The sequence below is a fragment of the Glutamicibacter sp. AGC46 genome, assembly GCF_053543715.1.
In genome coordinates this window covers 72,256-97,882 of the sequence record NZ_JBLVOJ010000016.1, presented here as the reverse complement: position 1 = coordinate 97,882, position 25,627 = coordinate 72,256, and the positions used below count along the sequence as shown (strand labels likewise).

The 25,627-nt window shown below is 61.7% G+C and carries 28 protein-coding genes; 8 read left to right on the top strand and 20 right to left on the bottom strand.

The window, feature by feature from the left end; translation table 11 throughout:
* Positions 1 to 54: 54 nt before the first annotated feature.
* From ACNPM8_RS11085 to ACNPM8_RS11070, 4 genes are read right to left on the bottom strand one after another with little or no spacing between them, the layout of a single operon-like run.
* On the bottom strand, positions 55 to 990 hold the full coding sequence (locus ACNPM8_RS11085) for a substrate-binding domain-containing protein (RefSeq protein WP_105656332.1): 936 nt from the start codon (positions 988 to 990) through the stop codon (positions 55 to 57).
* A gap of 49 nt (positions 991 to 1,039) precedes the next feature.
* Positions 1,040 to 2,008, bottom strand: coding sequence for an ABC transporter permease (locus ACNPM8_RS11080; protein WP_359185508.1), 969 nt, complete (start codon positions 2,006 to 2,008; stop codon positions 1,040 to 1,042).
* On the bottom strand, positions 2,008 to 3,522 hold the full coding sequence (locus ACNPM8_RS11075) for a sugar ABC transporter ATP-binding protein (RefSeq protein ID WP_105661958.1): 1,515 nt from the start codon (positions 3,520 to 3,522) through the stop codon (positions 2,008 to 2,010). The genes ACNPM8_RS11080 and ACNPM8_RS11075 overlap by 1 nt, the downstream gene beginning before the upstream one ends.
* A gap of 21 nt (positions 3,523 to 3,543) precedes the next feature.
* Positions 3,544 to 4,575 (bottom strand): LacI family DNA-binding transcriptional regulator, encoded by a 1,032-nt coding sequence (locus tag ACNPM8_RS11070; RefSeq protein ID WP_426733543.1) that lies wholly within the window; start codon positions 4,573 to 4,575, stop codon positions 3,544 to 3,546.
* Positions 4,576 to 4,814: 239 nt separating this feature from the next.
* Between ACNPM8_RS11070 and ACNPM8_RS11065 the strand changes: the two genes are divergently transcribed.
* Together ACNPM8_RS11065 and ACNPM8_RS11060 are read left to right on the top strand one after the other, a co-directional pair.
* Positions 4,815 to 5,492, top strand: a complete 678-nt coding sequence (locus tag ACNPM8_RS11065; RefSeq protein ID WP_133834013.1) for a metal-dependent transcriptional regulator — start codon at positions 4,815 to 4,817, stop codon at positions 5,490 to 5,492.
* Between the two features lie 291 nt (positions 5,493 to 5,783).
* On the top strand, positions 5,784 to 6,656 hold the full coding sequence (locus ACNPM8_RS11060) for an HNH endonuclease family protein (protein ID WP_448939841.1): 873 nt from the start codon (positions 5,784 to 5,786) through the stop codon (positions 6,654 to 6,656).
* Between the two features lie 290 nt (positions 6,657 to 6,946).
* Here the strand turns inward: ACNPM8_RS11060 and ACNPM8_RS11055 are convergent, their stop codons facing one another.
* From ACNPM8_RS11055 to ACNPM8_RS11030, 6 genes are all read right to left on the bottom strand, one after another.
* A complete protein-coding gene (locus ACNPM8_RS11055) occupies positions 6,947 to 7,822 on the bottom strand; it encodes a metal ABC transporter permease (RefSeq protein ID WP_448939840.1) in 876 nt (291 codons plus the stop codon).
* Positions 7,819 to 8,574 (bottom strand): metal ABC transporter ATP-binding protein, encoded by a 756-nt coding sequence (locus tag ACNPM8_RS11050; RefSeq protein ID WP_448939839.1) that lies wholly within the window; start codon positions 8,572 to 8,574, stop codon positions 7,819 to 7,821. Before ACNPM8_RS11050 ends, ACNPM8_RS11055 begins: the two co-directional genes overlap by 4 nt.
* Positions 8,571 to 9,527, bottom strand: coding sequence for a metal ABC transporter substrate-binding protein (locus ACNPM8_RS11045; protein ID WP_448939838.1), 957 nt, complete (start codon positions 9,525 to 9,527; stop codon positions 8,571 to 8,573). Before ACNPM8_RS11045 ends, ACNPM8_RS11050 begins: the two co-directional genes overlap by 4 nt.
* A gap of 113 nt (positions 9,528 to 9,640) precedes the next feature.
* Positions 9,641 to 10,606, bottom strand: a complete 966-nt coding sequence (gene hutG, locus ACNPM8_RS11040; protein ID WP_332487565.1) for a formimidoylglutamase — start codon at positions 10,604 to 10,606, stop codon at positions 9,641 to 9,643.
* Positions 10,607 to 10,684: 78 nt separating this feature from the next.
* Positions 10,685 to 12,646: an SH3 domain-containing protein gene (locus ACNPM8_RS11035; protein ID WP_448939837.1), complete on the bottom strand. Its 1,962-nt coding sequence runs from the start codon at positions 12,644 to 12,646 to the stop codon at positions 10,685 to 10,687.
* Between the two features lie 145 nt (positions 12,647 to 12,791).
* The gene (locus tag ACNPM8_RS11030; RefSeq protein ID WP_105656322.1) at positions 12,792 to 13,445 is read right to left on the bottom strand and encodes a peptidyl-tRNA hydrolase; all 654 of its coding nucleotides are present in this window, start codon (positions 13,443 to 13,445) and stop codon (positions 12,792 to 12,794) included.
* A 147-nt stretch (positions 13,446 to 13,592) separates the two neighbouring features.
* On the opposite strand from ACNPM8_RS11030, the gene ACNPM8_RS11025 reads away from it, so the two are divergent.
* Entirely contained in the window at positions 13,593 to 13,862 is a 270-nt protein-coding gene (locus tag ACNPM8_RS11025; RefSeq protein ID WP_105661964.1) for a hypothetical protein, read from the top strand.
* 124 nt (positions 13,863 to 13,986) lie between these two features.
* Here ACNPM8_RS11025 and ACNPM8_RS11020 read toward each other — a convergent pair whose 3' ends face one another.
* Entirely contained in the window at positions 13,987 to 14,796 is an 810-nt protein-coding gene (locus ACNPM8_RS11020) for a hypothetical protein (protein WP_332487560.1), read from the bottom strand.
* 504 nt (positions 14,797 to 15,300) lie between these two features.
* Between ACNPM8_RS11020 and ACNPM8_RS11015 the strand changes: the two genes are divergently transcribed.
* Positions 15,301 to 16,092: a MerR family transcriptional regulator gene (locus ACNPM8_RS11015; protein WP_332487558.1), complete on the top strand. Its 792-nt coding sequence runs from the start codon at positions 15,301 to 15,303 to the stop codon at positions 16,090 to 16,092.
* 47 nt (positions 16,093 to 16,139) lie between these two features.
* Here the strand turns inward: ACNPM8_RS11015 and ACNPM8_RS11010 are convergent, their stop codons facing one another.
* Complete coding sequence (locus ACNPM8_RS11010; protein WP_105656318.1) at positions 16,140 to 16,346, bottom strand: helix-turn-helix domain-containing protein; 207 nt, start codon at positions 16,344 to 16,346, stop codon at positions 16,140 to 16,142.
* Positions 16,347 to 16,573: 227 nt separating this feature from the next.
* Between ACNPM8_RS11010 and ACNPM8_RS11005 the strand changes: the two genes are divergently transcribed.
* Positions 16,574 to 17,056 carry an Lrp/AsnC family transcriptional regulator gene (locus tag ACNPM8_RS11005; RefSeq protein WP_105656317.1) on the top strand — a complete coding sequence of 161 codons (483 nt, stop codon included), beginning with the start codon at positions 16,574 to 16,576 and terminating at the stop codon, positions 17,054 to 17,056.
* A gap of 74 nt (positions 17,057 to 17,130) precedes the next feature.
* Here the strand turns inward: ACNPM8_RS11005 and ACNPM8_RS11000 are convergent, their stop codons facing one another.
* Together ACNPM8_RS11000 and ACNPM8_RS10995 are read right to left on the bottom strand one after the other, a co-directional pair.
* On the bottom strand, positions 17,131 to 18,324 hold the full coding sequence (locus ACNPM8_RS11000; protein WP_105656316.1) for an MFS transporter: 1,194 nt from the start codon (positions 18,322 to 18,324) through the stop codon (positions 17,131 to 17,133).
* Between the two features lie 14 nt (positions 18,325 to 18,338).
* Positions 18,339 to 18,743: an arsenate-mycothiol transferase ArsC gene (locus ACNPM8_RS10995; RefSeq protein ID WP_105656315.1), complete on the bottom strand. Its 405-nt coding sequence runs from the start codon at positions 18,741 to 18,743 to the stop codon at positions 18,339 to 18,341.
* A gap of 167 nt (positions 18,744 to 18,910) precedes the next feature.
* Between ACNPM8_RS10995 and ACNPM8_RS10990 the strand changes: the two genes are divergently transcribed.
* On the top strand, positions 18,911 to 19,159 hold the full coding sequence (locus ACNPM8_RS10990) for a hypothetical protein (protein ID WP_146112217.1): 249 nt from the start codon (positions 18,911 to 18,913) through the stop codon (positions 19,157 to 19,159).
* A gap of 91 nt (positions 19,160 to 19,250) precedes the next feature.
* Here ACNPM8_RS10990 and ACNPM8_RS10985 read toward each other — a convergent pair whose 3' ends face one another.
* The 3 genes from ACNPM8_RS10985 to ACNPM8_RS10975 all read right to left on the bottom strand — a co-directional run bounded on the left by ACNPM8_RS10985 (position 19,251) and on the right by ACNPM8_RS10975 (position 23,229).
* On the bottom strand, positions 19,251 to 20,774 hold the full coding sequence (locus tag ACNPM8_RS10985; protein WP_448939836.1) for an APC family permease: 1,524 nt from the start codon (positions 20,772 to 20,774) through the stop codon (positions 19,251 to 19,253).
* A gap of 151 nt (positions 20,775 to 20,925) precedes the next feature.
* A complete protein-coding gene (locus ACNPM8_RS10980) occupies positions 20,926 to 21,798 on the bottom strand; it encodes a universal stress protein (RefSeq protein WP_359185483.1) in 873 nt (290 codons plus the stop codon).
* 3 nt (positions 21,799 to 21,801) lie between these two features.
* Positions 21,802 to 23,229: a flavin monoamine oxidase family protein gene (locus ACNPM8_RS10975; protein WP_448939835.1), complete on the bottom strand. Its 1,428-nt coding sequence runs from the start codon at positions 23,227 to 23,229 to the stop codon at positions 21,802 to 21,804.
* Positions 23,230 to 23,335: 106 nt separating this feature from the next.
* On the opposite strand from ACNPM8_RS10975, the gene ACNPM8_RS10970 reads away from it, so the two are divergent.
* On the top strand, positions 23,336 to 23,983 hold the full coding sequence (locus ACNPM8_RS10970) for a TetR/AcrR family transcriptional regulator (RefSeq protein ID WP_448939834.1): 648 nt from the start codon (positions 23,336 to 23,338) through the stop codon (positions 23,981 to 23,983).
* Positions 23,984 to 23,985: 2 nt separating this feature from the next.
* Positions 23,986 to 24,207, top strand: coding sequence for a LapA family protein (locus ACNPM8_RS10965; RefSeq protein WP_105656309.1), 222 nt, complete (start codon positions 23,986 to 23,988; stop codon positions 24,205 to 24,207).
* On the opposite strand, the gene ACNPM8_RS10960 is transcribed toward ACNPM8_RS10965, so the two are convergent.
* From ACNPM8_RS10960 to ACNPM8_RS10950, 3 genes are all read right to left on the bottom strand, one after another.
* Positions 24,204 to 24,392: a hypothetical protein gene (locus ACNPM8_RS10960; protein ID WP_332487547.1), complete on the bottom strand. Its 189-nt coding sequence runs from the start codon at positions 24,390 to 24,392 to the stop codon at positions 24,204 to 24,206. The two genes, ACNPM8_RS10965 and ACNPM8_RS10960, sit on opposite strands and share 4 nt — an antisense overlap.
* Positions 24,393 to 24,555: 163 nt before the next feature.
* A complete protein-coding gene (locus ACNPM8_RS10955) occupies positions 24,556 to 24,927 on the bottom strand; it encodes a hypothetical protein (RefSeq protein ID WP_105656308.1) in 372 nt (123 codons plus the stop codon).
* Positions 24,928 to 25,286: 359 nt separating this feature from the next.
* Positions 25,287 to 25,532: a hypothetical protein gene (locus ACNPM8_RS10950; protein ID WP_105656307.1), complete on the bottom strand. Its 246-nt coding sequence runs from the start codon at positions 25,530 to 25,532 to the stop codon at positions 25,287 to 25,289.
* Positions 25,533 to 25,627: the final 95 nt, after the last annotated feature.

The following is a 25,627-nucleotide window of genomic DNA, read 5'->3' as shown; positions in this document are numbered from 1 at the left end:
CCACCCGGCGGCCGATGGGCGCCGGTGCACTGCTTGATTGCCGCTAAGGGCAGATTACTCGCCTGCGTAGTCGGCGACGTTCTTCTCATCCACCGTGTCAACGGCGACCTGCACGTTGGCTTCGACTTCTTCGCCCTTGATGGCCTTGGCCAGGATCTGCACCGACTGCTTGCCCAGCTCGGCCGGGTTCTGGGCGATGGTGGCAACCAGGGTGCCATCCTGGACTGCCTTGAAGCCGTCGTCGGTGCCGTCGAAGCCGACTACCAACACGTCCTTGCCGGCCTTGTCGCCCAGTGCCTGGATGGCGCCCAGGGCCATTTCGTCGTTCATCGCCAGCACGCCAGCGGCATCCGGGTTGGCCTGCATCAGGTTGGTGACCACGTCCAGTGCTTCGGCTCGGTCGAAGTTGGCGGTCTGCGAGGAGACGACCTCGATGTCCTTGAACTCGGCCAGGCCCTTATCGAAGCCTTCGCCGCGCTCGTTGGTTGCCGAGGCGCCTGGAACACCTTCCAGCACGATGATCTTGCCCTTGCCGCCCAGCGCCTCGCCCAGCGCCTTGGCAGCCTGCTCGCCGCCGGCAACGTTATCCGAAGCCACGAAGGAAGCGATCTTGGTCTCGCCCACCGCGCGGTCAACCGCAACGATCGGCAGGCCGGCCTCGGCCACCGGGTTCAGGCCGGCTTCAGCGGTTTCGGTATCCACGGCGTTGATGATCAGGCCGGCCGAGCCGTTGGTTGCCGCGGTTGCCAGCTGGTTGGCCTGGGTTGCGGAGTCGTTCTGCGCGTCGACGACGGACAGGTCGATGCCCTGCGCTTCGGCCTCGGCCTGGGCGCCGTCACGCAGGTCGACGAAGAACGGGTTGTTCAGGGTGGACACTGCCAAGGTGGCCGAGCCGGCCTCTGCTTCGGTGCCGCGGTTGCAGGCGGCCAGGCCGGCCACCAGGGCCAGTCCGACGCTGACGGCTGCGGTCTTGCGGATGATGTTCTTCATGGGGTTCTCCTTTGAACTTTTCTTGAATTGCTGGGTACGGAGGGAAAATCTAGTGCTTGACGTTCTTGCGGCGCAGCACGTCGAAGCCCACGGCGATCGCAATCACGGCGCCGATGACTACCTGCTGCCAGAAGGCGGAAACCGAAAGCAGGTTCAGCCCGTTGCGGATCACGGCCAGCACCAGGGCGCCGATCAGGGTGCCGGAGATGCGTCCCACGCCGCCGGAGAGCGATGCGCCGCCGATGACTACGGCCGCGATGGCATCCAGTTCGTAGCCCGATGCCAGGGTCGGCTGGGCCGAGTCCAGGCGGCCGGCCAGGATCATGCCGGACAGGGCCGCGAAGACGCCGGAGATGATGAAGACGGTGACCAGCACGCGCTTGACCGGGATGCCCGACAGGCGCGCGGCTTCGGTGTTGCCGCCCACGGCGAAGGCGTTCTTGCCGATGACGGTGCGGTTGAGCACGAAGGCGGCAAGCAGGCCGGAGACGACCAGGATCAGGATCGGCACCGGGATCGGGCCCAGGTCATCGCCCAGCCAGGACACCGAGGAGCTGGTGGAGATCGGCCGGCCATCGGAGATCACCAGGGTCAGCCCGCGCACCACGGTGAGCATCGCCAGCGAGGCGATGAAGGTGGGCAGCTTGCCGTAGGCGCTCATCGCACCGGTGACCCAGCCGCACAGTGCACCGACGGCCAGGCCGATCGGGATGGACAGGCCATCGGGCAGGCCGGCGGTGGTGATGGCATAGGAGGAGCCCATGGCCGAGAGCGCCGCGACCGAGCCGACCGAGAGGTCGATGCCGGCGGCGACGATCACGAAGGTCATGCCGAAGGCCATCACCGCGATGGTGGAGACCTGGATGCCGATGTTCATCAGGTTCGGTCCGGTCAGGAAGCGCGGGGTGGCGATGAACAGGGCCAGGCAAAGAATGACCAGGCCAACCAGGGCTCCGTTGTTGGCAAGGAATGCCTTGAAATCAAAGCCCTTCTTCGGGGCAGTAGCTACGCTGCTCATTACTTGGTTCCCATTTCTTCTTCGCGGTGCACATTGCTGACGGCCAGGGACATGATGGCGTCCTGGGTGGCTTCTTCGGTGGCCAGTTCCCCGGCGATGCGTCCCTGGCTCATGACCAGGACGCGGTCGGACATGCCCAGCACTTCGGGCAGTTCGCTGGAGGCCATCAACACGCAGCCTCCGGAGGCGGTGATCTCATTGATCAGTTCGTAGATTTCGACCTTCGCTCCCACGTCCACGCCGCGGGTCGGCTCGTCGAGCAGCAGCACCTTGGCCCCGGCGGTGAACCAGCGGCCGAACACGGCCTTCTGCTGGTTTCCGCCCGAGAGCGAGCGGATGGGCGCATCGATGCTGCCCATGCGGATGCGCAGGCGTTCGGCGACCTGCTGCGCGCGGGCCTTCTGGCCCTTGCGGTCCACCAGTCCGTTCTTGGCGGTGGCGGCCATGGTGGCGTAGCCGATGTTCTCGGCCACCGAGGCATCCAGCACCAGGCCCTGGGTCTTGCGGTCCTCGGGAACGTGCCCGATCCCAGCGCGGGTAGCTGCAGCGACGTCGAAGCTGGCCAGCTTCTTGCCGTTGACCGCCACGACGCCGCTGGCGTACTTGTCGGCTCCGGCGATGGCGCGGATCAGCTCGGTGCGCCCGGCACCCATCAGGCCGGCCAGGGCAACCACTTCGCCGGGGCGGACTTCCAGCGAGATGTCCTTGAGCATGCCCTCGCACAGGTTCTGCACGCTCAGCAGCGGCTTCTGGCCTGGCTCGGTGGCTACGCGCGGGAACTGGGCGTCGATGTCGCGGCCGACCATGAGCCGGACCAGCTCGTTCTCCTCGGTGTCCGCCGGCACGGTGGCAATGAATTTGCCATCGCGCAGCACGTTCACGAAGTCGCCGATTTCGGCAATCTCATCGAGGTGGTGGCTGATGAACACCATGCCCACCCCTTGTTGCTTCAAGGTGGCGACCACCGAGAACAGGTGCGCGATTTCGGCCTTGGTCAATGCCGCGGTGGGCTCATCGAGGATCAGCACGCGGGCGTCCAGGCTCAGCGCCTTGGCGATCTCCACGAGTTGCTGCTGGGCCAGGCCCAGCTGGCCCACCGGCGTATCGACATCCAGCGCCAGTCCGAGCTTGTCCATCGCTTCGCGGGCGATCTGGCGCATGGCGCGGCGGTTGATGATGCCGAATTTGCGCGGCACGCGGCCCAGGGTGATGTTCTCGGCGATGGTCATCGACGGGACCAGGTTCAGTTCCTGGTGGATAGTGGCGATGCCCAATGCCTCGGAGGCCTTGGTGTTGGGAATCTTCACGGCCTTGCCGTCCACCAGGATCCGGCCGGCGTCCGGCTCGTGCACGCCGGCGATCATCTTGATCAGCGTCGACTTGCCTGCGCCGTTCTCGCCGAGCAGCACCGAGACCTTGCCGGCATGCACCTCGACGGTGACCTCGTCGATCACCTGTACCGGGCCGAAGGACTTGCAGACCTTGTCCAGGACCAGCAGAGCGTCATTACTCATTTTCGTTCCTTCCATCCTCGCCTATGCGCCGGTGGGTTGCGTTGGGGCCAGCGACTCACGCGCGGTGAATCGGCTGATGAATTCTTGGGGCTCGGGGCTCTTGCCCGCCATGACGTCCTGGAGCGCGGTGACCGCGGCGCGGCCCATGCTGGTCAGGTCGTGGCTGATCGTGGCGATCGGCGGATCGTGCATGAGCATTGCATCCACCTCGTCGAAGGTGATCACCGAGAGCTGCTTCCCGATCCGGATGCCGGCTTCGCGCCACACGGTCAGTGCGCCGATGGCCATCGGCGCATCGGCGATGACCACCGCGGTCGGCTGCAGTTCATGGCCCAGCAGCCAGCGGGCGCCTTCGGCCCCCGAGGCGGCGCGGAAGTCGCCGGCAAAGTGCAGGGCAGGATCGGTATCCAGGCCGTTGGCGGCCATCGCCGAGTCGAAGGCGCTGTGGCGTTCGCGGGCGGTGGATGCGTGGTCCGGGCCGCCCAAGAAAGCGATTTTGGCGTGGCCCAGGGCCTTCAGCCGCGCGATGGCTTCTTCCAGGGCGCCGGTGCTGGAGGCGGTGATGGATGGGATTCGAAGCTCGGGCAGGGTGCGGTCGACGAAAACCAGCGGAGTGCCCGAGGCAATGATGCGCTGCATCATCTGGCTTGGCCGGTCGGCGTCTTCATCAAGGCCCTGGGGAACGAGAATCAATCCGTCAACGCGGCGCGAAAGCATCGCGGCGAGGAACTGGTCCTGCTGTTCGGTGTCCTCGTTGGCATTGCCGATGAAGGTCATCATTCCCGCGGCGTGGGCCTGCTGCTCGACGGCATGCGCGAGATCGGAGAAGTAGGGGTTGCGCACATCGGATATCAGCAGCGCGATGGTGTCGGTTTTGGTGGAGCGCAGGGAGCGGGCCTGGGCATTGGGCACGAAACCCAAATCCTTGGCGACAGCTTCCACTTTTTCGCGGGAAGCGGCCGAAGTGGCGGGGTGGCCGGATAGAACGCGCGAGGCAGTCGCGGAAGATACTCCGGCTGCAAGTGCCACATCCTTGATGGTGACAGCGTTCATGTCGATAAGCCCCTTTGCTTACGTGTAATCGATTCCATGGAATCGATTACACAGTTTTCCGCACAAAGAAATTTAAGTCAATACGCTGCCCCTGGGCCTCGGATAATCCTTATCCATGGAGCAGAATTTTTAGGCTCGTGACTAGCCGCTTTCAGTTGTCAGCGGTCTCCAGCCCGAATTGCCCAATAATCAAAGTCACCTCGCGACCAGCTGGCCCGATGGTCGCTAAGATGGTGCTTGTGTCGGTCAACCAGCTTTCAGATAGCGCCCAGAACTATCTCAAGATCATCTTCGGTCTCAACGAGTGGTCGAGCGATCCGGTAACCGCCAGCATCATCGCCAGCAAATCAGGCATGAAGCTCTCCACGGTTTCCGGCGCCCTGGGCAAATTGCGCCAGCAGGGCCTGCTCGACCATGCGCCCTATGGCGCCGTAACGCTGACCGAACTGGGACGCGAGTATGCGGTGACCATGGTGCGCCGCCATCGCCTGATCGAAACTTTCCTGGTGCAGATGCTGGGCTACCGCTGGGACCAGGTGCATGACGAGGCCGAGAGCCTGGAGCATGCGGTATCCGATTTCATGATCGAGCGCATCGACAGCTTGCTGGAGCACCCCACCCGCGACCCGCATGGCGACCCCATCCCGACGGCCGAAGGCAGCATTTCCATCCCGCAGGCGTTCAACCTGAGCGAAGCCAGCGATGACGCCCAGGTGGTTGTCGAACGCATCGCCGATGACGATTCGCAGCTGCTGCAGTATTTCTCCGATCATCGGATCGTTGTCGGCGCGCAACTGCGCATTACCGCTGGCGAGCAATTCTCCGAGACAGTGAATGTCCAGGTCTGCTCAACTGGCGAAACCCTGCGGTTGGGTTCGCGTGCAGCCGCGGCCGCATGGGTCTCCCTTCTCCCCTGAATAGCCTTTCCAGGTCCTGGTCAACGGCAAGCGGAAGGCCCGTGGCATCGACGCGTCCCTGCACCCAGGGTGCTGATTGTCCGGCCAATAGTCTAAAGTGATGATCAACCAGGGATACTGCAATGTACAAGTTTTACATGGGGGTACATTGCAGCATTCTTGGCGAACTCCTGCGCTCACACTCTCTTGAAAGACATCACCTTGCCAAGAAAACTCATTGCTGCGCTCTGCGCTGCAGTTTTGGTGCTCGCTGGATGCAGCGCACCGGCAGAACCTTCGGCACTTACCGGGATGGATCCCGCACCGGTTGAAGACCTGCTGGCAACAGATCGGCCATTGCTGGTTGAACGGGCTGCCACCAGCAGCAAGAAGGTCCTTCCCGGGGCGAAGCTCAAGGGCCCCAAGGCCACCGCAATGCTCAAGACCCTGCCAGTAAAGGGCAAGGCGGCCGCCACTGGGTACAACCGGAACAAGAAGTTCGGCAATGGGTGGAAGGACTTCGACAAGGACAAATGCGATGAACGCCAGGACACCTTGTCCCGGGACATGTCCAAGGTGAAGTTCAAGGACCGCAAGAAGTGCACCCTAGCTTCGGGCACGTTGCATGACAGCTACACCGGCAAGAGGATCAACTGGAAGGTCAAGTCAGGCAGCGTCGACATTGACCACGTGGTTTCCCTGAAGAACGCGTGGATCTCCGGCGGCCAGAAGCTTTCCCAGGCCCAGCGCCAGGCTCTGGCTAACGACCCGCTGAATTTGATGGCCGCTGATGCCTCTGCCAATCGCCAAAAGGGCGATAAGAACACAGCTGAATGGCTCCCCAAGAACAAGTCCTTCCGATGCCAGTACGTAGCCACCCAGATCAGCGTCAAGAAGAAGTACGCGCTGTCGGTCACCAAAGCCGAAAAGCAGGCCATGTCCAAGGTGCTCAAGAGCTGCCGCAACCAGAAGGCCGCGAAAGTCACCACGATCGAGCCTGCCGGTTCCAAGCCCAAGGCATCACCGAAGAAGGACGTGCACAAGGCTCCTTCCGTGGTCAAGGGCACCGTGCACCCGGGCGCTTACTGCAAGCAGGCAGACAAGGGAAAGCGCGGCAAGTCCAAGGCCGGCAAGCTCTACACCTGCAAGACCGATGCCAAGGGCAAACTGCGCTGGCGCGCCTAATGCCGCTTGCAGGTCCCGATCGAGCCAGCTGGTTCAGCTGCCTATCCGGGCGCAGCGCAGGGCAGCGCAGGGCAGCGCCTTTCCAGATAGCAGGGTGGTCGGGTGGAGGTTCAAGCCATGCGCCGGATCCGGATCCAGCCATGAATCGAGAGGACCTGCCGCAGCGTTGCCGGCCATGGGAAATACGCTGATTCGATGATGCGTGCACCCATTGCCCATCAGCTGACGCCGGCGAGCGCACGTCTCACACGCCAATTTCCTTTCAGCTGCGGGAAACTTGCCACCGCCTTCTACGTGTTCGCCGCAAGCGCCTTGCGCCGCCCCTTGCTGGCCAGCCGGGTGGCAATGAGTCCTTGCTTCGGACTGAACAGATAGGCAATTCCAAAAATCGCCGCCTGGGCCAGAACCACCATTCCACCGGTTGATGCATCGAGGTAATAGCTCATGTAGACACCCAGGATTCCTGCACAGGCTGCGAGGATCGGCGAGATCAGGAGCATCTTCCCGAATCGATCGGTCAACAGATAGGCCGTGGCGCCGGGGATGATCAGCATGGCAACTACCAGGATGACGCCCACCGCCTGCAAAGCCACAACAGAGGTCATGGCCAATAGCCCCAGGAGCACCGCGCCGATGATCCGCGGGCTCATCCCCAAGGCATGTGCGTGCGTTTGGTCAAAGGCATAGAGGGTGAAGTCCTTGCGCTTGAGAATCAGGATGGCGAAGGTGATCGCGCCAAGCACCAGGACCTGCCACAGGTCATTGGCCGAGACGCCCAGCAAATTGCCGAAGATGATGTGGTTCAGATCCACATGGCTCGGCGTGACCGAGACCAGCACCAGCCCGATGGAGAAGAGCGTGGTGAAGACGATGCCAATGGCAGCATCTTCCTTGAGCTTGGTGGTGTCGCGGACTCCCCCGATCAGGGCCACCGCGAGGAATCCGAAGACCACGGCACCCAGGGCAAAGGGAGCACCCACGATGTAGGCCAGCACGACTCCGGGCAAGACCGCATGCGAGACTGCATCGCCCATCAGCGACCAGCCAATGAGGACCAGCCAGCAGGACAGGACCGCGCACAGTACCGCGGCGATGATCGTAACCAGCAGGGCGCGCACCATGAAGGTGTAGCCCAGCGGCTCAGCTAGCAATTCAATGAGGTTCATTCCCCGCCTCGCTTCATGGGATCCAGCCCGAAGGCCAGGGCCAGGTTTTCCGCCTGCAGCACGAGATCCGGATGGCCATGCATCAGCACCTTGCGCATCAGGAGCACCGCTTCATCGGCAAGTTCCGGAAGCGCGTGCAAGTCGTGGGTGGAAATCAGCACGCTGCCGCCTTCATCAGCAACTTCGCGCAACAGCTTGGTGATTGTTGCCTCGCTGCGTTTATCCACGCCTGCGAAAGGCTCGTCCAGCAGCATGATATTGGCGCCCTGGGCAATGCATCGGGCGACGAAGGCACGCTTTTTCTGGCCTCCGGAGAGCTGGCCGATTTGCCGGTTGGCAAAGCTGGCCAGCTCCACCCGTTCGAGGGCTTCATCCACTGCGGCGTGGTCCCTCTTCCTGGCTCTCCTGGTCCATCCCATTTGCCCATAGCGCCCGGTCATCACCACTTCACGCACCGAGATCGGGAAGTTCCAATCAACGGCTTCGCTTTGCGGCACGTAGGCAAGCTGCCCGCTTTTCCGAGCTTGCAGCGGGTCGGTGCCGTTGATGCGCACGCTGCCGGTGTCGGGCTTGATCTGCCCCATGATGGTTTTGAACAGCGTGGATTTGCCCGAGCCGTTCATCCCGACCAGGCCGCAGATCCGTCCGCGTCCCAACTGCAAGGAGGCATGGTCCAGGGCCAGCACGGGGCCGTAGTGGACGGTCGCGGCCGAGACATCAATTGCGAGGGCATCGATGGGCTTCGCGTTCATGGTGTTCCGCCTTTCAAGGCACGGGCGATGGTTCTGGTGTCATGCGAGATCAGGTCCAGGTAGCTGGGTACCGGACCGCCAGGCTCGGAGAGCGAGTCCACATAGAGCGTTCCGCCATAGGAGGCATCGGTGGATTCGACGACTCGTTGCATGGCCGCATCGGAGACCGTGGATTCGCAGAAGACCGCAGGAACGTCGTTTTCCCTGACATAGTCAATCGCCGCGGCAACCTTGCGCGGCGTAGCCTGCGATTCCGCGTTGACGGCCCAGAGATACTTTTCGGCCATGGCGGTATCCCGGGCCAGATAGCTGAAGGCCCCTTCGCAGGTAACCAGTACCCGCTGGCGTTCGGGGATCTCTGCCAGTGCCGCTTCGAGCTCGTCGTGGACCTTTTGCAGTTCGGCTTGGTAGGCCTTGGCGTTGTCCCGGTAGTCGCGCGCATTGGCCGGGTCCAGTTCGGTAAATGCATCTGCCATGCGGTCCACGTAGATTTTCACGTTCAATGGGCTCATCCACGCATGCGGATTGGGCTTTCCCGCACCTTCTTCCTGGACGATATCGATGGCCTCGATCCCCTGGCTGACGGTGGCATGCGGAGCGTCGTTGCCTTCGACGAATTGCTGGAACCAGGCTTCGAGGTTCAGCCCGTTATCGAGAATCAGGTCCGCATGCGATGCCCGGCGCAGATCATCAGGGGTAGGTTCGTAACCGTGGATCTCCGCACCAAGACGGGTAATTGATTCAACGCGCAGGTGATCGCCTGCGACATTCTGGGCGATGTCCTGCAGGACCGTGAAGGTTGTCAGCACCACCGGCCGGTGGTCTTGGCTGTCGGCGGGCACGGCACTTTGGCTACCGCCGCATCCAGCGAGCGCGAACAGGCATGCCAAGCCAGCAGCCAGCCAGCCTGCGCGTTGCCCCGCACGTGATCGGGGCTTGAGGGTTCGCACCATTGCACACCATTCCAAATCTCGCCATGACGATTAGTTCGTCCCCCTCAATCATAATGTTTGAGGGGTCGAACATTGCAAGTTCGCGTCGGCAGATTTCGGTGCGCCCTACTGCATCAGACCCCCAGCAGGGTATTAACCAGCCTGGCTGCGGTGCGGGCCGTTCTTCCGTCAATATCCAATGATGGATTCAATTCGACAACATCGACCAGCGCCAGCTTGTCACTGCGCGCCAGCATCGCGCAGACCCCGTGGATTACTTCCAGCGGCACCCCGAATCCGGCAGGGGCGCTAACCCCGGGGGCGACCGAGGCAGGAAGCACATCCAGGTCAATGGTCAGGTACAGCTTGTCTACGCTCTCCATGAAGTCGGCAATGAAGGCCAGGACGGAAGGCAGCTGCCCGGCAGTGCACTGCTCGTCAAGCAGGTAGCGCACTTCCAGGGCGCGGGCCTGCTCGAAGAGGACCCGGGTATTGTTCGGTTTGCTGATGCCCACCACGGCATAGTTGAAATCTTGTCCCGCCGCCTGCAGGTCCTTGGCAATATCCAGGAAAGGAGTGCCGCTGCTCCGCCGCGGAGCACTGCGCAGATCGAAATGCGCATCCAGATTCAAGATGCCCAGCCGAGTTCCAGGCTCTTGGCTGCAATGCCGGAAAAGGCCGTTGAACGAACCGTAAGCCGTTTCATGGCCGCCGCCGAGCACGACTGGAAGCATCCCTCCTCCGAGCAAAGCGCTCACCGACTGCGCCAGCCGCTCCTGCCCTGATTCAAGCTCATCGCCAGATACTGCGACATCACCAGCATCAATCAGGAGCCGTGGCTCGTGGATAGCAAGGGAACCCAAGGCGGCACGCAGCGCCTGTGGTCCTTGCGCCGCCCCGGCCCGGCCCTCGTTGCGCAGCACGCCGGCATCCGAAGCGAAACCGAGCAGCGCTGCCGGTCCCCGCCCGCTGGACTGGTCGTCAGCCTTGCGGTTGATTTGCTGATGCCATCTCAGGTGCTGCTCGCCGGCACCGTCATTGCGCCCGCTCCACGTAGCCGCTGCCCGGTCAACAGCCAATTCCGGCTTAAAATTCTCCATGGTTCCAGCTGACCAGAGACACCGCGAGTACGCTATGCCCCCTGCGCATCTTCGTCTGAAACACCAGACAGCAGCAGATTAGCGGGTTCGCAGCGCCCCGTAGTCCAGCGGACCTCCCGTGGCCGAGTTGCCGTAGACCTCCACATGGATGTGATCCATATGCATCGTGGTGTCATTCCAATTGCCGGTGAACTGGTTTCCGTACTTTCCTGATCCGGAATACGGCGTCCAGCCTGTCGTGGGAAGCCAAATCCGGTCTTGCCAGATCAGGTAATAGATACCCAGCTGACTGCGGTTATCCAGCAGGAACTGGGCCAGCTTCTTGCCCTGGGCAACCCGCTGCCTGTTCTTGTAGTCGCGAATCATCAGGTCCACGGCCTTCCCGGAGCTGTGCCCGGCAGAGCCGCTTCGAATGGTATGAATGGCGCTGATAGTATCGCCGGTCTTCCCCTGCAACGCAGCGATGACGCGCTGCGCATCGGGTTGCAACGTTCCCGGCTCATTTTTGGAAAGGTAGTTTTCCTTGACCCAGCCGGTGGCCTGGGGAGCGGCGACTTGCGCCCATCCGGAATCGCTGCGCAGGTAGGCGACTTTCTGCCCCGCTGGCAGCACGGCTTTGCTCTGGTGGCTGATTCCCGCGCCGGCGCGGAGGTTCACGTTGGTTGTGGTCCAGCGGTATTCGACTTTCGGTGCCGGTGCCGGTCGCGGCGCCTGCGGTTTGCTAGTAGCAAGATAGCCATTGCTGATCCATCCGGTGCCCTGCGTTGAGGCAACTCGCGTCCAGCCATTGGCCGTTCCCAGGACGCTGACCTGCTGGCCCTTGGAGATGACCGCCAGTGATTTATGGCCGGTGGAGTACCCGGAGCGCAGGTGCACATTAGCCGTCGTCCAGCGCTTGGCCTGCTTCAGCGGCGTGTAGGCCTTGGCCACCAGTACGCTTGATGGAACCCATCCCATCGTCTTGGAAGTCTTCACTCGCGCCCAGCCATTCGACGTGCCGTGCAGGGTGAGCTTGGACCCCGCTGGCACGGTCCCCAGGGACTTGGCAGAGCCCGAAGCGCCGACGCGCAGGGCGGTATTAGCCAGGATCCAGCGAGCCGATGGGTTGGCGGGCTTGTAGGCGGTGCTGGACAGGCTAGTGCTAGGCACCCAGCCGGTGCCGCGCTGGGACTTGATCTGGGACCAGGAACCTCGGGTTGCGTACAAGCCGACTTTTTCACCCGGCGCAAGGCTTCCAAGGGATGGAGATGAGCTGCGATTGGACTGGCGCAGGACGCTGCTGCTGATCAGCCAACGGTTCCCGATCGTTTTCCGGGTTGCTGCCGGTTGCGACGACAGCTGCTTGGCCGGCAGCCAGCCGCGTTTTCCGGCAGAAATGGCATAGGTCCACGAGCCTGACGTGCGCAGCCACTCGACTTTGGCTCCAGCTGGAACGCCCGCAACGCGTGCCGCTTTGGCAGAGGCGGACTTGCGCAGCACTTGCGCGGTTTTCGCATACCGGTACACCGGCGCGGGCATTGCGGTAGACAGCTGGCTGGTGGGCACGAAACCGGTGATCTTGCCGATTCTGATCCGGCTCCAGGAACCGGTTGCGCCCAGGCGCTGGACCTCGGCTTTGCGCATGGCCCCGGTCAAGGCCGCGGATGCCGCCGATGCCTTCTTGCGCACCGGCTGGAAGGAAATCAGATAGCGCACGGCTGAGGTCTTGGGCTTTGCCGGCGCCAGCGCTTTCGGCGTTGCCAGGTACTTGGCCGAGACCCAGCCGGTCTTCTTCATGTAGCTCGCTTGCACCCAGCCCGATGAACCCTTGGACGCGAGGAGCTTGGCACCTTTGGGAATGACTAGCAGCGACGCGGATCGGGCCGATGGCGACTTGCGCAAATTCAGGTTGGTGGTGGTCTGCTTGGCAATTGCCGGAGGAGCGGCAGCGAGTTGCGCCAGGCCGGCTGGAGCCTGCGTTGAGGCGCTGGCGCCAGCTGCGGTCCCGAAGGACAGCATCAGGACCAGCAGCAGGCCCAGTACACGTTTAGAGAATTTCAATGTCAGTGCTTTCGAGCAAGGGCATATTGCCGTTTCCTGCGGCCCACGGAAGTGCACAGCGATCCGCTGTGGTGACAATTGCTGTTACCGCCAAGGAAATCATGACACAGGTATGGCGGTTTCACCGCGCTTGGATTCTAAGGTTCTAGCGTGCCTCGGAAATGACGAAAGCGGTGACGGATCCGGGTTCGATTTCAGTTCGCCCGGCATCCTGGATGACAGGTCCAGCGGCCTGCCGCGACAAGCGGTCGAATTCCCTGCGCGGCAGGTGCTTGATGCCCACCGGAGCATGGGCGTGGAGCCACGCTTCGACCTCTTCCGCTGGGGATTCTGTCAGCCAGGCGAACAGCGCGTGTGCTGCCTGCGCCGCGGCCTTGCCTGTGGACATGTCCAAGGATTTGTTCAGTACGATGCTGATCTGCGCATCCAGGACTTCCTCCGCTTTTGGAAGCTGCGTGCCGGAGACCTGCAACTTGGCAATCAGCTTCGGCAAGTCAGCGGCCGGCAATGGAGGCAAGCCAACGGCTCGGGCCTTGCCCACTTCACTGACCATTTGCTCAGGGAACATCTCCAGCACCTTGGCGAACATCTTGGGATTAGCCCGGCGTACCGATTTGGCGTAGGCCTGTGAAGCCCACTGCTGCCAATCCGGGTTCTGCGGATCTTGCAGATAGGCAATCACGGCTGCTCGTGCCACCGCTGACAGGCCCTCGTCCTCGCTCGACGGATCCTCCTTGTCGATTCGCAGGATGATGGGCTGGACCAGTTCTCCGGGGTCGCGATCGCGCAGTTCAGTCATAGTCTTATTCTATGGCGAGTGGTGGCCCTGAAATACTCGGAGCGGACTAGCAGTGCCCCGACTGGCGAAGCCGATTGCTCCCCGGCTTCCACCGCGTGCACAGCGCGGCATTGCGCCATGTTCCAATGCTTGGCTTACTGCTGGCCTATGGGCCCGAGCACTGGTGCTTCGGGGAACGGCAAGCTGACCAGCAAGCTGATTCCAATCACCTCCGCGAACACCACCGTTTCGCCAGTGGGCGTGCAGTTCATCGAGCCCACGGTACGTACCGATGGGCTGGGCACCGTGCTGCTCGATGAGGCTGTCGGCAAATCGTGGTGGACCCTGCTGTTCCGGGCAACGATCCAGCGGAGATCCTGCCGGCGCGCACTCTTGCCAACTACGAGGAGCTGGGCGCGCCTGGTGCCGTTGTCCTAGAAATCCATTACGGATGGCCCGCAAGCCTTTGATGCTGTCTTGGCAGCAATGAACTTCCAGGGTGCAGTTCGCGTCGTTGCGGATATTTGGCCAGCACCGGCTAACTAGCGGCTTGGACTCTTGCCTAGCGCCGCCGCACCTTGCGAACAATCAGCAAGATGACACTGGTAAGCATGGCCGTCGCCAAGCTGACCAGCAGCGGAGTCTGCCACGGAATTTCCAGGACACTTCCGGTGAATTGTTCCCAGAAGGAGCCGACGGTCTTCCAGCCAGTGGTCTTCGATCCAATAACTCTGGCCGCGCTTTCCACGACTGCCGGCATCATCCATTGGATAGCCAATGCGAAAACCCACATCAGCAGGTTCATGACCCTCGAGAACCCGACGAATCCCAAGATGAGGCCGAGGATCAGCGGCCCGGAATACCAAAGGTAAACGTAGTACGACTGGGCGCCCGCAACGAGCGATGCGATGATCTGCAGCCAATAGCTCACGCCTACAGTGAGCGTTGCATAGAAGAGCACCGCTATGGGCAGCCGCAATTTAGTGGCCAGGAAATACCAGGCTTGGCTGACCAGCAGCAGGCCACCGAAAACCCAAAGATGGCGAATCGAAGCTGGGGAGAGTTCCCCGTCCAAGAGCCCCGGTTCGAATGCTTGGAGTCCTTGGAACCCCAGGCCCAAGAGTCCCAGGACCATGCCCACGGCAGTCACGATGGCAAAGCCGGTGCGACTATATCCAATGCGTCGGGCAAACCAGCAGCCCCAGAGGGTGATCACGGAGAAAACCACCAGCAGCCCTTGGGCGTCGTCGCTGGCATGCGGGAGAATTGAGCGGTCTTCCTGACCGATCCATAACCACGGCAACACCGCGATCGCAGTGATCAGCAATCCGGCGACCAATTGCATCCACCAGTTTTGCCAGACGCGCCTCATTGAACCCACTCTTACTCCTCGGTGTCCCTACGCGCTCATTGTTCCAGAGCCAGAGCGAAGCATCGCGAATGCCGGCAGGCGTTTCCTCCAACTCGCTCGGAGCTTGTGATTCGAATGTGAGTGATTTTGGCAGAAATGCCAGATGGCCCGTGGGCATTCCACCCAACTGGAATGCCCGCGAGCCATCTGGACTATGTCTTCTACCTTGCCTTGGCGTGGGTGGCCAGGGCTCCTTGATCCCGTAAATGCAGATGGTTTACGTCATCAGGCGGTCCTCGTTGATTTCGGCGGTAACCTGTTCAACTTCATCTACCAACAGTGAACTACACATAGATCACACTGTGCAACAGGCGTGCTAACAACTAGTCAATATGATCAATCGGACAAGGAATATCTCGTTATTATTCACCATTTTGTCGTGAGATCTGAATCACAAATTTTTGATCAGGAAATGCGGCTGGGACTATTGACCTTGACGTTGCGTCAACCATTAGCGTGGTAGCCATGAAGGATTCAACTAGCCACGAGCCGGCAGTTCACCACTCGATTGCGCATGTCTCAAAATCCGCTGGCATCAGCAGCCGTACCTTGCGGCACTACGACCAGATCGGCTTGCTGAAACCTGACTACCTGTCCGCCAACGGCTACCGGTTCTACACCGACGGGCAGCTGGTCCGGCTCCAGCAGATTCTCCTGCTCAAGCAGCTGGGCATCAAGCTGGAGACCATCGCTGAAATCCTGGACGAGCAACGCGATGAACTGGTCGCGCTGAGCACCCACAAGGAACAGCTCCATAGGCAGCGTGCGGCGCTGGACCGGCAGATCGCTGCCTTGGAGCACAGCATTTCAACACTAACGACAGGAGGAAACATGGAACCGGAAAAGAGCTTTGACGGCTTCAACGAGCAGTACAAGCAAGAGGTTGCCGAACGCTGGGGCGCCGACGCGTATGAAGCATCGAATCGCTGGTGGCGTTCCAAAACCGGGGACCAGCAAAACGCATTCATGGAAGAGGTGAAGATGCTCAATCAGGATTGGATCGTGGCGGGGAAGAATTCCGTCCCAGCGGACAGCTTCGAAGCCCAGGAATTAGCGGCTCGACATGTGCGCTGGCTCCAGAGCGCCAAGGGCACCCCGCTGGATTCCGGCGATCCGGCACAGCACAAGGCATATATCTGCAATCTCGGCGAGATGTATGTCGCTGATCCGCGGTTTGCAAAGAACTACGGCGGATACGCGGAGCTGGTTCGCGACGCATTGCGGATCTTTGCAGAACGGGCTATCGAGCTGGACTAGGCTGTGGCTGTTCCCTATGGACTCGGGAACAGCCAAGGGCACCGCATTCAGCTCTGGGATTCGTTCGCGATATCGTCGCGGGCCTGCGCATAGCGTTCTTGGATATAGTTCTCCAGTGCAACGCGTTCCACGCGCCACATGCCCCGCCCGCCAATTTGGATGGCCGGCAGCTCGCCGCTTTTCACCAAAGCGCGGACCTGGGGCAGCTTCACATTCAGTTCCTCTGCCACGTCTTCCAACCGCAAAAACCTCATATCAACAGGTTACTGTGATTAGCGCCCATTTGATCTCAGCCTGGTTATTTTGTGGATAAAAGATGGCTTTTCGCCCGAGCATTCGCCCTGTTGACCCCAGTAGCCGACTTGCACGCAATAATATCGGCCAATCCGCGCAACACATTTGGGATTCACTGGTCATATTGACTAAAATCTAGGTTGGTACTTATGCACGCGCAACACAACCTGTCTCAGGAGACCACCACATGAATTCGGATACGTATCAGCTCGATGAAACCGACCGGCGTATCCTTCTGGCACTCGATGCGGATCCGCGTGTGCCGATCATGATGCTGGCGCAGCAGCTGGGCCTGGCCCGCGGCACCGTGCAGACTCGTTTGGAACGCTTGGCCCATTCAGGTGCGTTGCGCCCGAACACCGCGCGAATCCTCCCTGCGTCCATGGGCCGTGGCGTCAGCGCTTTCGTTAGCGCTGAATTGAACCAGGCCAGCTTGAATGAGGCCATCGCCGCACTGCGCCAGATTCCCGAGGTTCTGGAATGCGTCGCGCCGGCGGGAGACACGGACCTGTTGATTCGTGTGGCCGCGACTGACCCGGATGACCTGTACCGGGTCAGTGAAGAGATCCGCCTCTGCCCGGGCATAACCCGCACTTCCACCTCGATGATCCTGCGCGATGTCATCCCATTCCGCACTACCGAGCTGCTCAAGAAGCTGAGCCAGGACTAGCTCCCAGTATGTTGGAGTCCAATGCGTAAACGCCGTTGCCGGCACCGCAAGGTGGCCGGCAGCGGCGTTTGGCATTATGGCCTGTTTGGAACTTCTTCGAGAATGGCAGCGGGCAGATACTTGGCCGAGCGGTACACCTGCATCATGGATAGCAGGCAGAGCACGGCAAGCAGGCCAATGAATAGAGCAGGATGAGCGACCGTGCGCCACAGTGCAAAGAATGTCGGGAAGCTGAACCCGATGAAACAGCACATGTAGAACCGGCCGGTCAATTTGCCGACGTCGGCGCCGCCGGCAAGATCCAATACCTGGCTTAGCCCGGCAACCAGCAAAATGCCATTGGCCGAACCGGCTATGGCGAATGCGATAATTCCCAAGAATTCTGAGCCGCTCAGCGACACTGCGATCATCATGAGCAGTGCAGCCAGCGAGGTAGCCAGTCCAGCCATGAGCAGCTTGATCTTGCCCAAGTCATTGAATCTCTTGACGAATGGCTGGATCAAGGTACCCATGCCCATGGTGACCGCGACTGCCAAGGTGGTGTAGAACAGGCTGGATTCACCGGCGCCGTTGCTCAGCGCCGGAACCACGGCAAACCCTGTTGCCGCCATGCCAAAGACCCATGGGGCTGCGGGCAAGACGATGCGGTAGAACCGCTGGAGGTTTGCCGGAGTCGTCACGTCGGCCTCCAGATGATGCCCTGCCCGGTCAGTGACTCGGTCTTCTCGGGTGAAGAACATCAACAGCAACCAGGAAAGCGCCGCGGCGGCATGGACGATGTATGCCAGTTCCGGGCTGCCGCTGGTCCCGACAATTGCCCCTGAAATGACCGGTCCCAGCGCGAAACCCAAGGACGTGCACAGCGCGGCACGAGTCGCGCCGGCAGCTCCCGGGCTAAGCAGCTTCACCCAGCTGGTGATGGCAACCATGGCCAGGCCCATGCCCAAGCCGGTCAGGATGCGTCCCGCATAGAGACCGGACTCGTGAACCGATCCGAAGATGAGCCCGAGGGATCCCAGAATGGAGCAGGCAAGGGCAAGCAGCGAAAATGGCTTGCGCCCGAACTTGTCCGCCAGCGGTCCGCCGAAAGCCAACGCCGGGATCATGCCCGCCAGGTAGCTGCCCATGACCAGCATGGCCTCGAACTCACTGAGCTCGCGGAATTGCTGGTACCAATTGATCAGCGATACGTATTGGTTGGCACACCAACCAGTGAGCACAAGGCATACGCCCGGAAGCCACCACGGAGTTGCCTTTCGGGTGGTCATGCGAACAGTGATTTCTACCGCTCCAACTCGTGGAACAGTTCACGGACGCGATCAGCAATTTCATCGCGGATCATGTTCATTCGTTCGGCACCGGTGATGCCGTCTTCACTGGGTTCGTAGGTGACCCAGCGTTCGGTCTTGATGGACGGATCGAACTGCGGATTCGCATCGGAGCCAAGGATTACCACGCGGTCAACTTGCTCGACGACGCGAGGGTCGATGGCCTTGGGCGTGCCCTGCGACATGTCCGCGCCGGCCTGCGAGAGCGATTCAACCGCTTCGTGGTTGATGCCTGAACCTGGGTTGGTTCCAGCCGAGTAGCTGGTAACTTTCCCTTCAGAAATGTAGTCCATCAATGCGGCCGCCATTTGCGATTTGCCTGCATTGCGGGAGCAGATGAAAAGTACCGAGTTAGCCATGAACCTATTGAACCATTTGCGCGCCGGTTAGGGGCCTTTGGACGAGAAGGTTGCGAAGCAGGAAAAGACCTGCCCTTGGCGAAAGCAAACAGCACTCCCGCTATAGCTAAAAGTGGCGGATTTGGCTACGGTTGGAAATACTCAGCCCAAGGCAATAGGAGAAAACGTTGCTTGCTCTACATAAGAAGATGATTGTATCCGGCGTCGTCATCGTGTTGGCAGGCGTTCTCATCAGCAGCATCTTGCCAGTCCTGGCGATGTGGAGCTTCGAATCCGGTTTTGGAAGCAGCCCTTTGGGCAGCGCGCCGCTGGCTTTCCTTAATTCATTGATCCAGAGCGCGCTCATCCCCTTCGGCGCCGTGCTGGCCGCCATCGGCGTGGCCAAGCACATGACCCGGGCCGACGCCGCCGATTAGCGGCAAGATAGCTCCTGCGGCGGCGGCACCGAACACGAAGGACCACCCGCGATTCGTTCGCGAGTGGTCCTTCTGGTTCGTTGCGCCGGTCCTACTTCAGCAGCTTGTAGGTCTTGATGGTTTCTCCCTTGAAGAACGCCGGGTGGCGCACCCGCATCCACAGCATGATGCCAACGCCCAGCAGCAGCACGCCGACCCCGAGGATGAACACCATGCCCACTCCCCCGATATTGGAGCCCGAACCGTAGTCCGGATTCATGGATTCGATGGCGGTGGCAAAGAACATCACCAGCAAGACGACGCCACCTGCCAACGGCGCCAAGAACTTGCAGAAGAAGTTCCTGGCATTGGCGAACAGTTCCCCGCGGAAGTACCAGACGCAGGCCAAGGCGGTCAGCCCGTAGTAGAAGCAGATCATCAGGCCCAGCGCCGTGATCGTGTCCCACAATGCGTTCTCCGAGAGCAGCCTGGTGACCACGTAGAACACGGCAGCGGCAGCAGCGGAGGCGAAAGTCGCCACCGACGGGGACATGAAGCGCGCGGAGATCTTCGCGAAGCTGGAGGGCAGCGCCTTGTAGTAGCCCATGGCCAGCAAGGTGCGCGCCGGCGAAACCATGGTGGATTGCAGCGATGCCGCGGAGGAGGACAGGATGGCCAGGGACATCAGCATGGCCAGCGGCCCCATGATCGGCCCGGAGAGCACCGCGAAAATCGATTCCTGGTTCTCCGGATTGCCGGCGCCCAGGCCGGTGGTGCCCACGCCGGCCCAGTAGATCACCCCGAGGGACACGGCCAGGTACAGCGCAATGATCACCAGTACCGTCCAGGTGGCGCCGCGTCCGGGGACCTTCTTCGGATCGGTGGTTTCCTCGTTCATGGTCAGGGTGACATCCCAGCCCCAGAAAACGAAGATGGACAGCGAGATGCCCGCGGCGAAGGCCGAGAAGGTATCGATGCCGGCCGGATTAAACATCTGCCAGGTGATGGGTGTCGGATCATTGGGCTGGCTGGAGGTCAGGGACATGACCGCGAAGAGCAGCAGCACCGCCACTTGGAACCCGACCAGCACGTACTGGAAGACCTTGGTGGCGTTCATGCCCCGGTAGGAGATCCAGGCGGCCACCGCAATGAACACCAGCGTGGTGGGGATGTTGACCCACAGGTTGCCGGTCAGCTCCGCAATCCACGGCTGGCCGGTGAGCTGGGCAATCAGGATATAGAAGAAGTCCACGGCCACTGCCGCCAGGTTGGAGAGCACAATCACCGTCGCGGCGATCAGGCCCCAGCCTCCCATCCAGCCGATCATCGGGCCGAAGGCACGCGTCGCCCAGGTGAAGGAGGTGCCCGAATCGGGCATTGCGCTGTTCAGCTCGCGGTAGCCCAAGGCCACCAGCAGCATCGGCAGGAATCCGGCCAGCAGGATCGCAGGCAGGCTGGTGCCGACTTCGGCCACCGTGGCGCCGAGGCCTGCGGTGAGGGTGTAGGCCGGGGCGATGCAGGAGATGCCGATAACGACAAGCCCCAGAACGCCAACGGTGCCCTTGGACAGTCCTTTTTCGTGCAGTCCGCTCTCGGAGCGTGCAGGCGGCGATGCCTGCCTCAGGTCGTGCGACATGGTGGTTACCTTAAACAATTAGCGAGGTGTGAGTGCGTCGGCCAGAAGTACCGAGCCACCTTCCGTCAGGGGTCAGATGGGCACCGTCCGCGTGCTTCGCGACGGCAAGTGCCCGGGGAACAAGGATCGTGCAAGAATGACGCGCTGCCTTCTAGCTGGCAGCCTCGAGGGTCGGGATGACGCCTATCGGGACGTTGAGCTGGCCCAGGATCCGCTGGGCCTTGGGGCCGATGAACAATCGGCGCGGGGCGGCCAGCCGGGCCGATCCCAGCAGTGCCAGGTCCCCGTCCTGCCAGGACAGCTGGGCGGCCGCTTCGTCCAGGCCGCGCCCGGAGACCACCTCGACTACCGCCTCCAGGCCCAGGGAACCGGTCAGTTCCTGCAGGTAGCTGCGGGTTTGGGCCAGATGGTCATCCAGCTCCAGCCGGGGGTCGGCCAGATCCATATGGGAGACCAGCGTGGCCACGCGCAGCGGCAGTCCGCAGGCGGCGGCGATCCGCGCCGAGAGGCCGATGACTTCCCGTGCCCCCGGGCGGTCCCCCACGAATGCGGTCAGCCTGGTGATCTTCCCGCTGGCCGCGCGCAGCGTGGCCAGGGAGGCCGGCGAGGACATGAACACGGCCATCGGCGAGGAATGCAGCAGCGCATTGGCGATCGCCCCGGGGCTGAAGAATCCGGCGCGGTGGCGCTTGCGGCCGCCCAGCACGATCCCGTGGGCCCCGAATTCCTCGCCCAGGCCGATGAGCCCCTCGGCCACCGAGGGCACGGAACGGGCTACCACCGAGGTGGCGATTCCTTCCGGCACCAGGGCCAGGGCCTGCGCCGCCCAGCGGTCCACCTGGTCGGAGAGGATGGAGGAGAACCCATGGTCCCCGCCGGGGTAGACCGCGTTGAACGGGGTGGCGGCAGGCAGCACGATGGCGATCCGCAAGGACGCGTCGCGGGTACCGGCCACCAGGGCGCTGGCCAGTTCGATGGCTTCGGCACCGCGCTGGTCCGCGGTGTAACCTACGAGCAATTTCATGGCCTAGGCACTGGCCTTTTCCTTGGACGGGGTCAGCGTGGCAACGCCATCGTAGCTCTGGTCGTAGGCGGTGCCATCCAGTGCGGCGATGATGCGCGCGGCCGAGCGGCGGCCCATGCGCACCGCGCCGTCCACGTGCTGGAAGCCTTCGCCGGCCAGATCCGAGGAGGAGAAGTAGATCGGTCCGACATTCTCGTTCTGCGCCGGGCCGAAGCGGTGCAGCCCGCCCAGGTCGTAGCTGGTGGCGTAGGCGCCGCGGGTCCATTCCTCGGCGGCGAAGTCCGAGAGGTAGAAGACCTTGGGTTCCAGTGCCTTCTCGCCCAGGTAGCCGGCCATGGCCTTGAGGATCACCGCGCGGCGCTGTTCCTCGTCCAGTTCCCACATGGCGTCGGCCTTCAGATCCGAGATGAAGCCGACCAGTGTGCCGGTTTCCTCCCCGGCATAGGTGTTGTCGTAGAGCTCCTGGACCAGGCTGCTCGGGCCGAAGCAGGTGCCCGACAGGCCCTCTTCGCGCCAGAACGGGGTGTCGTAGACGGCGTGGACCTTGATGACCAGGCCCATGGACTGGTGCTGGTGGGTGATCTGCTGCTTGCGCGGCAGCGCCGGGACGTAGGAAATGCGCGAGTACAGGTTCGGCGGTACCGCCAGCACGGCCTTCTTCGCCGAGACGGTCACGGTGCTCCCGTGGGCCACCACCCCGCCATCGAACCATTCGAGCTTGAGCACGGGGTTGTCCAGGAAGACGGTCTGCTGGCCCAGCTTCTCGGCCAGCGTCTTGGATACGCCCTGCATGGTGCCCACGATGCGCCGGTCCAGGATGAAGTCCTCGTCCACCAGATTGTCGAAGGAGCCGGCCGAGGACGCCATGAGCACCGCCTGCAGCGCGGAGAAGGTGTGCGCCGGCTTGGTCAGCATGCCCCCGGCGATGAACAGGCCCACGTTGTTGCAGGCCAGCTCGTCGGCACAGTGCTGGCGCAGGAAGTGGTGGAAGGAGACCTGGTCCAGCTCCTGGGCCTGAGGGTGCTCCCACGGCTTGTCCGGGTCCATTTCGGCGGCCAGCTGGTTCATGAGTTCTACCAGCTTGTCCATTTCGGCCACGGTGCTGGCGGCCACCGGGAAGTCCTCGCCCTCATAGGCGATCCGCTCGCCTTCCCCGGTGAGGTAGACGCTCTTGCCCGCCTTGTAGCGTTCGAAGGTCTCGATGCCAAGTTCATTGATCAGCGAGTAGAGGCCGGTCTGGTCGGGGCTGATCCACTGGCCGCCGATCTCGATGGTCGCGCCGTCCATGACGTCGGTCCAGGTGCGCCCGCCGACGCGGTCGCGGGCTTCGAGCACCGCGACGGACTTGCCGGCCTTGCTCAGCTCATAGGCTGCTGTCAGTCCCGATGGCCCTGCACCGATGACGACGACGTCGCGTTCCAGATGTTGCATGATCGACTCCCTTGCACATTTAAATGAATAAGGTTCATTTACCTGTCATATAGCATAGGGTACGAAGATCCAGTTGTGAAGCACCCCACGTCAGGAAGAGGTCCGCATGAGTGAAACGGAAGCCAGGCGAGCCGGGCGCCCGCGCAAGGCGGTGCTGAATCGGGAGCGCATTACCGAGCACGCGCTGGAACTTGTTTCCGGGGACGGCTACGAGTCCCTGACCATGCAGCGGCTGGCAAAATCCCTGGGCGTCTCTCCATCGGCCCTCTACAACCACGTCGATTCCAAGCACGACCTCCTGCAGTGGATCCAGGAACTGGTCATGGCCGATATAGACACCTCGGTATTCGACCAAGCCGATACCAAGCAGGCTTTGCTTCAATGGGCTAGGAGCTACCGGAACGTCTTCGCGCGGCACATTCCCCTGATTCCGGTCATCGCGGTACTGCCCGTCTCCGATTCGCCGCGCACCTTGGGAATGTACGAGCGCGTTGCCGAAGCGCTGGCAGACTTCGGCATGGCAGAGAACGAGATTGTTCCGACGATTGTCGCACTGGAATCATTCATCTTCGGCTCGGCCATGGATACGGCCGCTCCGCATGACATTTTCGACACCAGCAATCACCAGGATCTCACTCCGCATTTCACCCAGGCTGTGGCCGCGCAACGCCGATCAGAGCTTGATACCAGTGATGATTCGTTCCAGCGCGGGTTGTCGGCTCTCGTTGCCGGCTTGCTGGCGAACGGAAGCTGAGCATGGGCTATCCGGAGCAGCGGCCGCCGAAGAAGGGGCTTAGCGCCAAGCAATGGGCAGCTATTGCACTGGTGATCCTCGCGGTGGTCTTCATGCTGCAGAACCTGGCCTTCGTCCGCGTTGAATTCTTCTTGATCCATTCCACGGCCCCGCTGTGGCTTGTCCTGCTCATTACCCTGGCCGCGGGGTATGCCATCGGGTGGTTCTCCAGACGGCGAGGCTAGTCGTCGAGGATTGCCCACTCCCCTACCTGCTCGTTATCCGAGTCGTAGACATCTTCCTGGGCGCCGGCAACGATCGGATACATCGTGATGCTCGTCGACCAGTCGCGCAGAATCTTCTGCAGCTCCTCCAATGGCTTGAGCTGCATGTTCTCGGTATCGAAGTTAACTTCCAAAACAAAACGCATGGCCTGCTCCCGTCCTTCCCGTTGCCGCCATCCTATGCCCGCCGGGCAAGAAATACGAGACTTGCCGCAAGCCCGGCCTCGGAGTAAGCATCTGGTCCGGAAACAGGAAAACGGGATCCCGAGTTGCCTCGGAATCCCGTTTTCCTGGAAATGCTTGCGAGAGCTACTGGCTTGCGCCCATGTAGCTCAGCGACTGGAGAGCTTCATTGCCGCCGACCTTGTACAAAGCCAAGACCAGGCCGCCGAAGACGATGCCCATGATGGCAGAAAAGCCGAGCGAGATCTTGACCAGCGAACGAACTTCGCCGCGGCTGACCTCGGCTTCATCGTTGAGGTAGCGAGCCGCGCCCTGGGTGAAGCTGGCTGCCGGGGTCAATGCGGGAACCGGTGCCGTGAGCAGGTTCGAGGCCGTATCGGTGGCTCCACCGCGCAGATGGGCAACAGTGGTGCGGTTCTTCCGATCCTGGCGGAGCTTGACGATGTTGGCGCCGTGGCGTGCCAAGAGGATGTCTTCACCGAGTGGGATCGAGGCCATTGTTGTTGCTCCTAAAGAATTAACGCTGCTGCATTTCCAGTCATATCCATCATTTCCGACCATTTATCTATTGAGAAGTGGTTTGTTCAGAACCCCACATGCCCCTGTGATGCAATCCGCATGATTCAGGGGTTAAATCGGCTTTTCTGGTGACCGGGGACATAGTTTCCCGGAATTGCGCGAGGTTAATTACCTGCCTGCATTCCGCTGGCACTTGCCGTTTATTCCCGACGCCATTTCCCGGTTCATCAGCTTTGGATAAAGACGGGGCCAGCGGCCGCCCAAGGGCCCTTGACGCGGCTGAGCCCCAGTCCGGAAATGGACTGGGGCTCAGCATCGTCAGCGCATGGGTGCAAACCCTATGCGGTCTTCAGGTCCTGCCCATCCTGCTTGCGCTGGCGCTTGGCCGCGCGGATCTGCAGTACCAGATCGTGGTTCGACAGGTCTTCCGGCGAGGCAACGCCGCGCTTCCGGGCCTTGGCAACCAGGGCCTGGCGGATTTCTGCCTGGTGGGTGCGCTTGTACCGGATCACCAGCACAACGGTTGCGATGGCCAGAACAATCAAGGTCACCAGTGCGGTGACAACAGTTGCGTCAAAATGCATTATCTTCTCGACCTCCCCATTCTTTCAGTCGCAGCTGCGGTGGGGTCCGTTGCTTGTCTGGAGAACCGATCCCCAGCTGCCAACGGGCCGCAGCC